This window comes from Aurantimonas sp. Leaf443 (genome assembly GCF_001425575.1).
Taxonomy (GTDB): domain Bacteria; phylum Pseudomonadota; class Alphaproteobacteria; order Rhizobiales; family Rhizobiaceae; genus Leaf443.
The window spans coordinates 104,053-117,834 of the sequence record NZ_LMRD01000006.1; the positions used below are offsets into that span (position 1 = coordinate 104,053).

The 13,782-nt window shown below is 68.7% G+C and carries 8 protein-coding genes; 6 read left to right on the forward strand and 2 right to left on the reverse strand.

The window, feature by feature from the left end:
- Nucleotides 1-201 precede the first annotated feature (201 nt).
- The 6 genes from ASG48_RS05195 (at nucleotide 202) to ASG48_RS05220 (ending at nucleotide 10,851) form a co-directional block, all read left to right on the forward strand.
- Nucleotides 202-2,475 carry an adenylate/guanylate cyclase domain-containing protein gene (locus tag ASG48_RS05195; protein WP_055846302.1) on the forward strand — a complete coding sequence of 758 codons (2,274 nt, stop codon included), beginning with the start codon at nucleotides 202-204 and terminating at the stop codon, nucleotides 2,473-2,475.
- Between the two features lie 317 nt (nucleotides 2,476-2,792).
- On the forward strand, nucleotides 2,793-7,511 hold the full coding sequence (gene gltB, locus ASG48_RS05200) for a glutamate synthase large subunit (protein WP_055846304.1): 4,719 nt from the start codon (nucleotides 2,793-2,795) through the stop codon (nucleotides 7,509-7,511).
- Nucleotides 7,512-7,683: 172 nt separating this feature from the next.
- Nucleotides 7,684-7,959: a hypothetical protein gene (locus tag ASG48_RS05205; protein WP_055846308.1), complete on the forward strand. Its 276-nt coding sequence runs from the start codon at nucleotides 7,684-7,686 to the stop codon at nucleotides 7,957-7,959.
- Complete coding sequence (locus tag ASG48_RS05210) at nucleotides 7,956-8,372, forward strand: type II toxin-antitoxin system VapC family toxin (protein WP_055846310.1); 417 nt, start codon at nucleotides 7,956-7,958, stop codon at nucleotides 8,370-8,372. The genes ASG48_RS05205 and ASG48_RS05210 overlap by 4 nt, the downstream gene beginning before the upstream one ends.
- Nucleotides 8,373-8,444: 72 nt before the next feature.
- The gene (locus tag ASG48_RS05215; protein ID WP_055846311.1) at nucleotides 8,445-9,077 is read left to right on the forward strand and encodes a glutathione S-transferase family protein; all 633 of its coding nucleotides are present in this window, start codon (nucleotides 8,445-8,447) and stop codon (nucleotides 9,075-9,077) included.
- A gap of 319 nt (nucleotides 9,078-9,396) precedes the next feature.
- Nucleotides 9,397-10,851: a glutamate synthase subunit beta gene (locus ASG48_RS05220; RefSeq protein ID WP_055846313.1), complete on the forward strand. Its 1,455-nt coding sequence runs from the start codon at nucleotides 9,397-9,399 to the stop codon at nucleotides 10,849-10,851.
- Between the two features lie 106 nt (nucleotides 10,852-10,957).
- Here ASG48_RS05220 and ASG48_RS05225 read toward each other — a convergent pair whose 3' ends face one another.
- Entirely contained in the window at nucleotides 10,958-12,421 is a 1,464-nt protein-coding gene (locus ASG48_RS05225) for a DUF459 domain-containing protein (protein ID WP_055846315.1), read from the reverse strand.
- Between the two features lie 4 nt (nucleotides 12,422-12,425).
- The gene (locus ASG48_RS05230) at nucleotides 12,426-13,652 is read right to left on the reverse strand and encodes a lytic murein transglycosylase (RefSeq protein WP_055846316.1); all 1,227 of its coding nucleotides are present in this window, start codon (nucleotides 13,650-13,652) and stop codon (nucleotides 12,426-12,428) included.
- Nucleotides 13,653-13,782 lie beyond the last annotated feature (130 nt).

The following is a 13,782-nucleotide window of genomic DNA, read 5'->3' on the forward strand; positions in this document are numbered from 1 at the left end:
CAAAGCAACGCTTAGTCGTTGTGTTGCAATCGCAATCGCCCCACGGCGCCGGACTTCACTTCGGCGTGCAACTCGGTGCGCCGCCACGCAAGGGCCGGAATTTGCGGCGTCGGCGTTGAAACGGGACAGGGTCTCCCGTTGTGCCGGGCCTGCTTTCGTCCTCTACTGCGCGGCCGACCGAGGCGACGGGGGACGGGGCGGATGGACGGGGGCGCGGGCGCTCGCACGCAGGACGTCGCGGCGCATTGGTGGCGGCGCCGGCGGCGGATCGAGCGCAGTTCGCGGCGCAAGAGCCGCCTCGTCTTCGGCGCCGGTCTCGCGGTGCTCCTTGCCGTCGTCTTCGCCGGCTCGCTGAACAAGGCCGCGCTCGACCGGCTGACCTTCCTCGTCTTCGACGCCTACCAGCGGATCGAGCCGCGTGTCCAGGCGGGCGCGCCCATCGTCGTCGTCGATATCGACGAGGCCTCCATCGCCGCGCTCGGCCAGTGGCCCTGGCCCCGCTCGGTCCTCGCCCGGATGGTCGACCGGATGGCCGAGGCGGGCGCTGCGACGATCGCCTTCGACATCGTCTTCCCGGAAGCCGACCGCACCTCGCTCGGCGCGATGGCGCGCGACCTTCAGGCCAGCGGCGCGCGGGTCGAGCTGCCGCCCGGGGGGCTTGCCGACAACGACACGATCCTCGCCGAGGCCTTCGAACGGGCCGGCAATGTCACGGCCGGCATCGCGGTCAGCAACGAGACGACGGCGCGCCTTGCCGCGCCCAGGAGCGGCCTGTCCTTCGCCGGCGCCGATCCGCGTGCCTTCCTGCCGCCCTTCACGGGGGGCATCCAGAACATTCCCCGCCTGCAGGAGGCGGCGCGCGGAGCGGGCTTCTTCACCTTCCCGCCGAGCCGCGACGGCGTGGTGCGGGTCATTCCCACCATCCAGGCCGCGCAGGGACAGATCTTCCCCTCGCTGGCGCTGGAGGCGCTGCGCGTGGCGCAAGGGGCGGGCTCGCTCGTGGTGCGCTCGACGGGGGCGAGCGGCGAGCTCGACGCGGGCCGGCCGGGCGTGACCGCCGTGCGAACCGGCGATCTCGAAGTGCCGACGGGGCCGGAGGGCGAGTTCTGGGTCTATTTCTCGGGCCTGCCGCAGATGCGCACGATCTCCGCAAGCGCACTCCTCTCCGAGGAGACGGGGGCGGAAGAGGCGCTCGGTGCCACGCTCGGCGGCCATATCGTCCTCGTCGGCACCAGTGCGGTCGGCCTGCGCGATCTCGTGGCGACGCCCATCGCCGCCGCCATGCCCGGCGTGCGCGTCCATGCCGAGATCGTCGACCAGATCGTCGGCCAGACCTTCCTGCAGCGGCCGGACTGGGCGCCGGGCGCAGAGACGCTGGCGGCGCTCACCTTCGGCGTCCTGTTCCTTCTGCTCCAGCGGCGGCGCGGGGCTCTCGTCAGCTCCGTCGCGCTCGTCTCCCTGCTCGTTCTCGCCGCGGCGGTTTCCTGGTTCGCCTTCGCCCGGTACCGGCTCCTCCTCGATCCGATCCTGCCCTCGCTCGCCATCCTCGCCGCCTTCGGCGCCACGATGCCGATCCTCCTTCTCCTCACCGACCGCGAGAAGGCCTTCGTGCGCTCGGCCTTCGCGCGCTACCTCGCGCCCTCGCTGGTCGAGCGGCTGGCGGAGAACCCGGCGGCGCTCAGGCTCGGCGGCGAGACGCGCGAGATCACCGTGCTCTTCTCCGACATCCGCTCCTTCACGACGCTCTCCGAGACGCTCGATCCGGATGCGCTGACGCTCCTGCTCAACGGTTTCCTCACGCCGATGACCGATATCCTGCTGCGGCACGAGGCGACGATCGACAAGTATATCGGCGACGCCATCATGGCCTTCTGGAACGCCCCGCTCGACATATCGGACCATCGCCGCAAGGCCTGCCTCGCCGCGCTCGCCATGCAGGAGGGGCTGGCGGCGCTCAACCGCGAGACGGGCAGCAGCCTCTCCATCGGCATCGGCCTGCATGCGGGCCCGGCCTGCGTCGGCAATCTGGGCTCGAGCCAGCGCTTCAGCTACTCGGCCATCGGCGACGGGGTGAATCTCGCCTCGCGCACCGAGGGGCTGACGAAGTTCTACGGCGTGCCGATCGCGGTGACGCAGAGCGTGAGGGACGGGGCGCAGGGTCTCGCCTTCGTCGAGATCGACCGCGTGCGCGTCGTCGGCCGGCGCGAGCCGGTGGTCCTCCACGCGCTTCTCGGCGACGCCGCCTTCGCGCGGCGCGCCTCGTTCGGCAAGCTCGCGGAGGGCCATGGCGCGATGCTCGACGCCTATCGGGCGGGTTCCGTGGAGGCGGCGAGCGCCCTGCTTCTTGCGTTGCAGCGCCATGCGCCGGACGCATTGGCCAAGCTCTACGGCCTCTATGCCGCGCGCCTTGCCGCGCTGGTGACGGATCCGCCGCCGCCGGACTGGGACGGCGTCTTCGAGGCGCGCGAGAAATAGCGCTTCGGGCGGTGGTCCCGCACCGCCGGGCCGCGCGCCCCGCCTTTCTTTCGCCGTCTTGCACGAAGGCACCGTCTCTGGCATAGACGGATGGATTAGGTCAGCATCACTGCCATATCCGGGGCATCCGGATGCGGCATCGGCGCCGGGAGGCGGGCCGATGGCGCGCGGCGGGTGTGCGAAGCCTGGAAGCGTTGTAGAACGAGCGCGGGTGCGGGCCTTCCCGGAGGAGGGCGGTGCCCGCGCGATTGCGGCCGCAGACGGCCAGAAACGGGCGCCGACCGCAAGGCGGGCGCCGCGACAAGGGAGACGAAGCGATGACGATCGAAACGCCATCCAGCCTCGAGGCCGCGCAGCTCCGCGCGACGACCGCCCCTGCCGTTGCGGTGAAAGCGCGCAAGAATCCCGGCCGCGTCGGTCTCTACGACCCGAAGAACGAGCACGATGCCTGCGGCGTCGGCTTCATCGCGCATATGAAGAACCGGAAGTCCCACTCGATCGTCGAGAAGGGCCTGCAGATCCTCGAGAACCTCACCCATCGCGGCGCGGTCGGTGCCGATCCGCTGATGGGCGACGGCGCGGGCATGCTCGTGCAGATCCCGCATGCCTTCTTCAAGGAGGAGATGGCAAAGCAAGGCGTGGATCTGCCTGAGCCCGGCCAGTACGGCGTCGGCTTCGTCTTCATGCCGCAGGACGAGGCGCGCCGCCTGCATTTCAAGGAACTGTTCGAGAAGGCCGCGGCCGAAGAGGGCCAGCAGGTGCTCGGCTGGCGCGAGGTTCCCGTCGACAACGGCTCGCTGTCGAAGGCGCCAGAGATCGTGGCGACCGAGCCGGTGCACCGGCAGGTCTTCATCGCGCGGTCTCCCTCGCTGGAGAGCGACGACGACTTCGAGCGCAAGCTCTTCATCATCCGCAAGGTCGTCTCCAACCGCGTCTATGCCGAGGCGCAGGCCGAGGAGTCGGACTTCTACGTCGTGTCGCTCTCGGCGCGCACCATCGTCTACAAGGGCATGTTCCTCGCCTACCAGCTCGGCGCCTATTACGCCGACCTGAAGGACCCGCGCTTCGAATCGGCGCTCGCGCTCGTCCACCAGCGCTTCTCCACCAACACGTTCCCCTCGTGGAAACTGTCGCATCCCTACCGGATGGTCGCCCATAACGGCGAGATCAACACGCTGCGCGGCAACGTCAACTGGATGGCGGCGCGCCAGGCCTCGGTCGATTCCGAGCTCTTCGGCAACGACATCTCCAAGCTCTGGCCGATCTCCTACGAGGGCCAGTCCGACACGGCCTGTTTCGACAACGCGCTCGAGTTCCTCGTCGAGGGCGGCTATCCGCTCGTCCACGCCATGATGATGCTGATCCCCGAGGCGTGGTCGGGCAACAAGCAGATGAGCCCGGAGCGCTCGGCCTTCTACGAGTATCACGCCGCGCTGATGGAGCCCTGGGACGGGCCGGCCGCCGTCGCCTTCACCGACGGGCGCCAGATCGGCGCCACGCTCGACCGCAACGGCCTGCGCCCGGCGCGCTACATCGTGACCGACGACGACCTCGTCATCCTCGCCTCGGAAGCGGGCACGCTGCCCGTGGACGAGGAGCGCATCGTCACGAAGTGGCGCCTGCAGCCGGGCCGCATGCTTCTGATCGACCTCGAGAAGGGCAAGATCGTCTCGGATGCCGACATCAAGGAGGAGTTGGCGACGGCCAATCCCTATCGCGACTGGCTGAAGAACACCCAGATCATCCTGGAGGACCTCAAGCCCGTGGCGCCTCGCGCCTCGCGCTCGGACGTCTCGCTGCTCGATCGCCAGCAGACCTTCGGCTACACGAGCGAGGACACGCGCATCCTGATGGCGCCCATGGCGACCACCGGCCAGGAGGCCGTGGGCTCGATGGGCACCGACACGCCGATCTCGGCGATGAGCGCGCAGCCCAAGCTCCTCTACACCTACTTCAAGCAGAACTTCGCGCAGGTCACGAACCCGCCGATCGACCCGATCCGCGAGGAACTCGTCATGAGCCTCGTCTCGTTCATCGGGCCGCGGCCGAACATCTTCGACCTCGAAGGCTCCTCGCGTCGCAAGCGGCTGGAGGTGCGCCAGCCGATCCTGACCAATGGCGACCTGGAGAAGATCCGCAATATCGGCCATACCGAGGACCGGTTCGACACCAAGACGATCGACATGACCTACCCGTCCGAGCAGGGCGCCTCGGGCATGGCGGGCGCGCTCGAGCGTCTCTGCGAGCGGGCCGAGGCGGCGGTCGTGGGCGGCTACAACATCATCGTCCTGTCGGATCGCCAGATCGGGCCGGACCGCATCCCGATCCCCGCGCTGCTCGCCTGCGCGGCCGTGCATCACCACCTCATCCGCAAGGGCCTTCGCACCGCGGCGGGCCTCGTCATCGAATCGGGCGAGCCGCGCGAGGTGCATCACTTCGCGTGTCTGGCGGGCTTCGGCGCCGAGGCGATCAACCCCTATCTCGCCTTCGACACGCTGCTGGAGATGCATCGCAAGAAGGAGTTCCCGCCGGAGGTGGAGGCCGAGGAGGTCGTCTCGCGCTTCATCAAGTCGGTGGGCAAGGGCATGCTGAAGGTCATGTCCAAGATGGGCATCTCGACCTACCAGTCCTATTGCGGCGCGCAGATCTTCGACGCGATCGGCCTTCGCAGCGAGTTCGTCGACCGCTTCTTCTTCGGCACCTCGACCTCCATCGAGGGCGTCGGGCTGGAGGAGATCGCCCGCGAGACGGCCGAGCGCCATGCGCGCGCCTTCTCCGACGATCCGGTTCTGGCGCGCTCGCTCGAGGTCGGCGGCGAATATGTCTACCGCATGCGCGGCGAGGCCCATATGTGGACGCCCGACGCGGTGGCCACGCTCCAGCACGCCGTGCGCACCGAGAGCTTCGAGAAATACTCGGACTACGCGAAGATGGTGAACGAGGCGGCGGTCCACACCTCGACGATCCGCGGCCTGTTCCGCATCAAGATGGCCGAGGAGGCCGGGCGCACGCCCGTGCCGCTCGACGAGGTGGAGCCGGCCAAGGACATCGTGCGCCGCTTCTGCACCGGCGCCATGTCCTTCGGCTCGATCTCGCGCGAGGCGCACGCGACCCTCGCCGTCGCCATGAACCGCATCGGCGGCAAGTCGAACACGGGCGAGGGCGGCGAGGAGAGCGACCGCTTCCTGCCGCTGCGCGACGGCTCCCCCAACCCCGAGCGTTCGGCCATCAAGCAGATCGCGTCGGGCCGGTTCGGCGTGACGACCGAGTATCTCGTCAATGCCGACATGCTGCAGATCAAGGTCGCGCAGGGCGCCAAGCCCGGCGAGGGCGGCCAGCTGCCCGGCCACAAGGTGGACGCGACGATCGCCAAGACGCGCCACTCGACGCCGGGCGTCGGCCTCATCTCGCCGCCGCCGCACCATGACATCTACTCGATCGAGGATCTGGCGCAGCTCATCTACGACCTGAAGAACGTCAACCCGGAGGCCGACATCTCGGTGAAGCTCGTCTCCGAGGTCGGCGTCGGCACGGTGGCGGCGGGCGTGGCCAAGGCGCGCGCCGACCACATCATCGTCTCGGGCTTCGACGGGGGAACCGGCGCCTCGCCGCTCACCTCGATCAAGCATGCCGGCTCCCCCTGGGAGATGGGCCTGGCCGAGACGCAGCAGACGCTCGTCCTCAACGGGCTGCGCTCGCGCGTCTGCCTGCAGGTGGACGGCGGGCTGCGCACGGGCCGCGACGTCGTCATCGGCGCGCTGCTCGGGGCCGACGAGTTCGGCTTCGCCACCGCGCCGCTGATCGCGGCCGGCTGCATCATGATGCGCAAGTGCCATCTCAACACCTGCCCCGTCGGCGTCGCCACGCAGGACCCGGTCCTGCGCAAGCGCTTCAAGGGCACGCCCGAGCATGTCGTCAACTTCTTCTTCTACGTCGCGGAAGAGGTGCGCCAGATCATGGCCGAGATGGGCGTGCGCCATCTCTCCGAGCTGATCGGCCAGTCGAACCTCCTCGACCGCGAGGACATGATCGAGCACTGGAAGGCGCAGGGGCTCGACTTCTCCAAGGTCTTCTTCAAGCCCGAGGCCGAGGTGGACGAGCTGCGCTGGACGAAGCGCCAGAAGCACCCGATCGACGACGTGCTCGACCGGACGCTGATCGAGAAGGCCATGCCGGCGCTCTCCTCCCGCCAGCCGGTGCGGATCGAGACGGCGATCACCAATGTCGACCGCTCGGCCGGCGCCATGCTCGCCGGCGAGGTCGCCAAGCGCTACGGGCTGAAGGGCCTGCGCGACGACACGATCAACGTCACGCTCACCGGCACGGCCGGCCAGAGCTTCGGCGCCTTCCTGTCGCGCGGCATCACCTTCGATCTCGTGGGCGACGGCAACGACTATGTCGGCAAGGGCCTCTCGGGCGGCCGCCTCATCGTGCGTCCGCGTGACAACACGCGCGTGGTGCCGCACGAGTCGATCATCGTCGGCAACACCGTGCTCTACGGGGCGATCTCCGGCGAGTGCTACATTCGGGGCTTCGCCGGCGAGCGCTTCGCCGTGCGCAACTCCGGCGCCATCGCGGTGGTGGAGGGGGTCGGCGACCACGGCTGCGAGTATATGACCGGCGGCGTCGTCGTCATCCTCGGCCAGACCGGGCGCAACTTCGCGGCCGGCATGTCCGGCGGCGTGGCCTATGTCTACGACGAGAAGGGCGATTTCGCCGAGCGCTGCAACATGGCGATGGTGGACCTCGAGCCGGTGCCCGAGGAGGACGATCTCCTGGAGAAGCTGCACCACCACGGCGGCGATCTCGACCACAAGGGCCGCGTCGACGTCTCCTCGGACATGACCGGCCACGACGACGAGCGCCTCTACCAGCTCATCTCCAACCACGCCCACTACACGCACTCGTCGCGGGCCAAGGAGATGCTGGAGCACTGGGAGACCTTCCGCCCGAAATTCGTGAAGGTCATGCCCGTCGAGTATCGCCGCGCACTGCGCGAAATCGAGCGCATGCGCATGGGCGTGGCGGCGGAGTAGTTACGTCGGCGACCTCGGCACGATCGCCTGCGCGATCGTGCCGAGGCGTCTTCCGGACGTCCCGGGGCGCACGCCTTGAAGGCGGACGCGGCCCTCGCTAGGCTTGTCCATGCCCGGGTTCGGCCGCCGCTCGCCTGTGTCCTGCCGACGGGCGGTCGTCTGGAGGTCCGCAATGAGCCAGCGCGTGAAGATCAGCCGCGAGCGGGGCAGCCAGATCGTCCGCATCCCGAACGAGTTGGAACTGCCGGGCGACGAGGTCGATATCTCGCTCGTCGACGGAAGGCTTCTCCTGACGCCGGTGGACCCGAAGACCGTCACCACCGTGCGCGACCTCGTGGCCTATCTGCGGACCATGGAGCCGGTCGATCTGCCGCACTTCGAGATCGACGACCCGTTTCCCGAGCCCGTGGGGCCGCTCGCCTTCGAGGCAGACGATGGTCGCAGATGAGCTTTCATCTCGATACCAACATCGTCGCGCATCTCATGCGCGAGCCGACCGGTTTCGTTGCCCGCCGTCTGGAGGAGAGAGCGGTATCGCGGTCCGTCTCCATCAGCGTGATCGTCGCGGCCGAAATCCGCTTCGGCATCGAGAAGAGCGGTTCGTCGCGGCACAGAGAGGCGTTCGAACGCTTGTTGGCGTTCCTGCCGGTCGAGGCCTGGAGCCCCCCGGCCGATACACATTACGGGCGCATCCGCGCCGACCTCGAACGGGTGGGGCGTCCCATCGGCGCGAACGACTATCTCGTCGCCGCCCACGCTCTTGCGCTCGGTGCGACACTCGTCACCGACAATACCGGCGAATTTGAGCGTGTGCCGGGACTGGCGATCGAGAACTGGCTCCCGCCGCGATCGTCGGCGTGATCCCGTCGCCGCCCGGCGTCCGGCGCCTATATCGCCTGCGCGGCCCGTTTTCGCGGCCGACGGGAGACCTTCATGACGGATATCAAACTCTACGGCTTCGACGGCTCGACCTATGTCCGCACCGTGCGCATGCTGCTCGCCGAGAAAGGCGTGACGGACTACGCGCAGGATCCGGTGAACGTGCTCGAAGGCGAGCCGAAGAGCGCGGAGCATCTGAAGCGCCATCCGTTCGGCAAGGTGCCGGTGCTGGAGCATGACGGCTTCAAGGTGATCGAGACGGCGGCGATCTGCCAGTATCTCGACACGGTGCTGCCGGGCGCTTCGCTGATCCCTGCCGATCCGAAGGCGCGGGCGCGGATGGACATGGTCGTCAACATCGTCGACTCCTACGGCTACGGGCCGATCATCGGCGGCGTCGTCGCCTATCACCTCTTCCCCGACTTCGTCGGCGGCAAGGACGAGGCGGCCCATCGCGACGGGATCGAGAAGGCCCGCAAGGTCCTCTCCGAGATCATGGCGATACGGGTCACCTCGGCCTTCATCGCCGGCGACACGATCAGCGTCGCCGACCTCTACGTCGCGCCGCTCGTGGCCTATATCGCGATGACCCCGCACAAGGACGAGTTCCTCGCGCTGCCCGGCCTGTCGGACTGGTGGTCGGCGGTCTCATCCCGCCCGAGCTTTCAGTCCACAAGCCCGCAGTGAGGACGGCGCGGGCCGTCCGTCCGGTCCGCCTCCCTCCAGGCGCGCGCTTCATCGTCCGCCCCCGCCTGCGCCGCGTGCGGCCGATCCGGTGCGGTCATGCGACATTGCCCTTGCGATCGCCGGCGGATTAGGGCAGGAGTGCTGACGTATTTCCCGTTCCTTCGGTGGGAGGATCGCGGCGGAGCCTCGCGCTTGCGAAGTCTCGCCGCGTTCTCACGCCGGGCGGCTTGGTGTAAGGCGGAGGGGGTTCCGCCCGCGCCATTCGCCTCCCGCCGGAGGAGCAGGCGGGACGGATCAGGGCGTTCGGAGGGTTTGGCGCATGGGTAAGGTCACTGGCTTCCTCGAGATCGATCGCCAGACGCACAAATACCAGCCGGCGTCCGATCGCATCCGTCACTTCCGCGAGTTCACGCTGCCCATGTCCGACGAAGAGGTCGGCAAGCAGGCGGCGCGCTGCATGGATTGCGGCATTCCCTATTGCCACGGCCCGACGGGCTGCCCCGTGCACAACCAGATTCCCGACTGGAACGACCTCGTCTACCAGGGCGACTGGGAGACGGCGGCGCGCAACCTTCATTCCACGAACAATTTCCCCGAGTTCACCGGTCGCATCTGCCCCGCGCCCTGCGAGGAGGCCTGCACGCTGAACCTCGAGGACACGCCGGTCGCCATCAAGACGGTGGAACAGGCGATCGCCGACAAGGCCTATCAGCTCGGCCTCATCAAGCCCCAGCCCGCCAAGGAGAAGTCCGGGCGCAAGGTGGCGGTGGTGGGCTCGGGCCCAGCCGGCATGGCGGCGGCCCAGCAGCTCGGCCGCGCCGGCCACGAGGTGCATGTCTTCGAGCGCGAGTCCCGTCCGGGCGGCCTCCTGCGCTACGGCATTCCCGACTTCAAGATGGAGAAGCACTGGATCGACCGGCGCGTCGAGCAGATGAAGGGCGAGGGCGTCACCTTCTTCTGCGGCGTCGAGATCGGCCGGCACAAGAAGGTCGCCGAGCTTCAGGCCGACTACGACGCCGTGCTCTTCTGCGGCGGCGCCGAGGCCCCGCGCGACAGCGGCATTCCCCAGGACGGTCTCACCGGCGTCTTCCCGGCGATGAACTACCTCGTGCAGCAGAACCGGCGCGTCGGCGGCGAGGGCGTGATGAGCGCGGGCTGGCAGGGGCCGGAGATCTGGGCTGGCGGCAAGCATGTCGTCGTCGTCGGCGGCGGCGACACGGCGTCGGACTGCGTGGGCACGGCGTTCCGGCAGGGCGCGGTCAAGGTGACCCAGCTCGACATCCGCCCGCAGCCGCCCAAGACCGAGAACAAGCTCGAGGTCTGGCCCTATTGGGCGACCAAGATGCGCACCTCTTCCAGCCAGGCCGAGGGCGCGATCCGCGAGTTCCAGGTCGCGACGCTCGAGTTCGTGGGTGAGGACGGCCAGCTCGTCGGCGTGAAATGCGCCGAGGTCGACGCCTCGCGCAAGCCGATCGCGGGCACCGAATTCGTCATCAAGGCCGATCTTGCCTTCATCGCCATCGGCTTTGCCGGGCCGCTGGAAGACGGTTTCCTCGCCGATGCGGGGCAGGGGATACAGACGAAGCGCGACCGGCGCGGCAACTGGGCGATCGCCGCCGACGACACGGGCTACCTGACCTCCGTCGACAAGGTCTATGCCGCCGGCGACGCGCGCCGCGGCCAGTCGCTCGTCGTCTGGGCGATCCGCGAGGGGCGCCAGGCGGCCCGCGCGATCGATCTCGACCTGATGGGCACGACGACGCTGCCGCTTTAGGGCATCCTCGGCCGGGGCGCCGCTTCGGCGCCTCGCTCGTCCGTCCCGTCGCAGGCTCGGAGCCTCGCGCTCGCGCCGCGGCGAGCGGTCCGGCGCGGCAGCCGGTCTATGGCGTGGCGGGGGCGGGCGCTGCAGGCCCTGCCGCGCCGCCGCGCGCGGCGGCGTTCTCGCGATCCCATTCGTTGATGATCGCGTCCATGATGTCGGGCATTTCGGGCGGCGGCGTCAGCGTGCCGCGGCGCAGCGTGTCGAGGTCCACCGAGCCGCGCGCGGCGATCGGCGCGCCCGTGGAGGAGGTGACGGCCGAGGACTTGTCGTTCCAGGCGAAACTGTCGGCGCGCCCGGCGAGCTGCCCGGTTCCCGCGCCCGAGAGCACCAGCTTGTCGCGCGGCGAGAGGGCGCCCGCGTCTCCTTTGCCGGCAGGACCGCCCCCCAGAAGCGCCTCGCCCCCGTCGAAGGAGGGATCGCTCAAGGAGATGGGCGGCTTGGCGACGATGGACGCCAGATCCAGCGTCGGCGCGGCGGCCGGGGCGGCCGCGAGCATGGCCTGGGCCTCCGGACCGCTGCGCAACAGGCGCAGGATCGGCTTCTCGGCATAGAAGGCGAGCTTGTCGTCGCCGGCATCGGTCATGGTGATGCCGTCGGAATTGCGCAGCTGCGCCGTCTGGCCCGAGACGTCGGGCCCCGAATAGGTGAAGACGCCGGAGGCGTCGACGAAGCCGTCCCAGACATCGACATAGTCGCCGTTGCCGCTCACCGCGTTGCGGTAGAGATCGTTCAGGAAGACCACGTCCTCGTTCATCTGGTCGAACTTGAAGGACGGCATGCCGACCCAGACGAGCGGGATCTTGCGCTCCTTGGCGAGATCGACGATCGCCGCGATGCGACCCTTGTAGGCCTCCACCCAGCCGTCCGAGCGCGGCTGCAGGCTGGCGCCGCCCGTCTCGATGGGCTGTCGGTCGTTGGAGCCGATCATCACCACCATGACGTCGGGCTTCTCGGCCTCCACGATGCCGGAGAGTTCCTTGCCCCAGTCGAAGTGATCGGTGCGCACGAGGCCGGAGGAGCCTTCGCTCTTCTCCACGACCACGAGGTTGGGATCGTCGGCGAGACTGTTGCGCAGGCCGTCGGCCAGCGCGTCGGCCATGAAGTCGCCGACGACGAGGATCTTGCGCGCGTCCGCCACCTTCTCGGGCGTTTCCGGTGCGGCGGTGGCCGCCGCGGCGACGGAGGCCGCGGCAGCGCCGCGGCGGCTCGCGGCGCGGGCGGGGGCTGCGGGCTTGGCCTTGCGTCCGCGCGCGGCGGTGGTGGCCGGCGAGGCCTTGCGGGGGCGCGTCGCCGCGCGCGGCGGAGGCCGCTCTCCCACCCGACCGCGCACGGTGACGCCGGGCGGAGGACGACGGTCCGAGGGACCGCCGAACAGCATGTCGAAGACGGTTCGCGAGCGCTCCTGCGCCTGCGAGGCCTCGGGCTGCAGCAGGAGGCCCGCGGCAAGGGAGACGCAGAGCGTGCGGGCGATCGCCGAGACGATCGTTCGCCGGACCCGCCCTGCGGTCTTCCCCTGCATCATGCGGTCAGTTCCCTCTGAGGAAGTCCAGAAGCGCCTTGGAGGCGTTCCCGTCGGGCGACAGGCCGGCCTGGCCCTGGAGCGACATGATCGCGGTCTTCGATCCCGAACCTATCTTACCATCGATCTTGCCATCATAAAGGCCGCGGCTCGTCAGGTGTTTCTGCAGCTCCTGGCGCTCGGCGACCGAGAGCGGCGTGTAGCCGCGCGGCCAGTCCATCGCGAGCCCGCGATAGCCGGCGATGCGGTCCGCGAGGAGGCCGCCGGCCAGCGCGTATTTGTCGGCGTTGTTATAGGCCTTCAGGACGAAGAAATTCTTGGTCAGAAGGAAGGCCGGGCCCGAATCTCCGGCCGGGCGGTAGAGGTTGCCGCGGTCGCCCGGGCTGGAGAAGGGCTGGCCGTCCGGCCGCTTGAAGCCGAGCTTGGCCCAGGCGCCGAGCGTGCGGTTCTCTCGCTCGCCCTTGCCGCGCCAGGAGGGCGGCACGATCACTTCGTAGCCCCAGGTCTTGCCGGACTGCCAGCCGTTCTTGCGCAGGAGGTTGGCGGCGGTGGCGAGCGCGTCGGGGACCGAGCCCCAGATATTGGGATGGCCGTCGCCGTCCATGTCGGCGGAATAGGCCAGATAGCTCGTGGGGATGAACTGGGTGTGGCCCATGGCGCCGGCCCAGGAGCTGATGAGGCCCTTGGCCGAGACGTGGCCGGCCTGCACGATCTTCAAGGCCGCGATGAGCTGCTGGCGCGCGAAGCCCGCGCGCTTCTTGTCGAGATAGGCCAGCGTCGCGAGCGAGCGCGGCAGGTTGCGCATGACGTCGGGTCGCTCCAGCGCCTTACCGTAATTGGTCTCCATCGACCAGATGGCCAGAAGAATGTCCTCGTCCACGCCGAAGCGTTTCTCGATCCGGTCGAGCCACGGCTTGTAACGGGCGCGCATGGCCTGACCTTCGGCAACCGTTTCTTCGTTGACGCGGTTGTCCATATAGTCCCAAACCTTGTCGCGGAACTCCGGCTGGAAGCGAGCTTTCTCGATCACTTCCATGTCTGGTTCCGTGATGCCGGCGAAGGCGGCGCGATAGACGGACCGATTGATGCCACTTTTCGCAGCGACGTCTTCGAAATTCGCTATCCAGGCCGTGAAGCCGGGATCGGCGGCGGCAGGGCTGGCAGCGAGGGGTCCCAGGAACAGCATGACGGCCGAGCCGATTTGCAAAAGGCGCGATGCGGTTCTTCCAGGCATGAGCGTTCTCCCGTCCGTGACGAAATCAAGAATGGACCGCCGAGGCTACGCGAAGGACGTTAAGAGAGCGTTTACCATCTTCGCCCGCGTTTCCGGTCCGAACCGCCGATGGAAAGTCTTTATCCAATCC

Coding starts and splice junctions, on each gene's coding strand:
- ASG48_RS05220 (WP_055846313.1), top strand. CDS start 9,397: ATGGGTAAGGTCACTGGCTTCCTCGAGATCGATCGCCAGACGCACAAA.
- ASG48_RS05195 (WP_055846302.1), top strand. CDS start 202: ATGGACGGGGGCGCGGGCGCTCGCACGCAGGACGTCGCGGCGCATTGG.
- gltB (WP_055846304.1), top strand. CDS start 2,793: ATGACGATCGAAACGCCATCCAGCCTCGAGGCCGCGCAGCTCCGCGCG.
- ASG48_RS05225 (WP_055846315.1), bottom strand. CDS start 12,421: ATGATGCAGGGGAAGACCGCAGGGCGGGTCCGGCGAACGATCGTCTCG.
- ASG48_RS05210 (WP_055846310.1), top strand. CDS start 7,956: ATGAGCTTTCATCTCGATACCAACATCGTCGCGCATCTCATGCGCGAG.
- ASG48_RS05230 (WP_055846316.1), bottom strand. CDS start 13,652: ATGCCTGGAAGAACCGCATCGCGCCTTTTGCAAATCGGCTCGGCCGTC.
- ASG48_RS05205 (WP_055846308.1), top strand. CDS start 7,684: ATGAGCCAGCGCGTGAAGATCAGCCGCGAGCGGGGCAGCCAGATCGTC.
- ASG48_RS05215 (WP_055846311.1), top strand. CDS start 8,445: ATGACGGATATCAAACTCTACGGCTTCGACGGCTCGACCTATGTCCGC.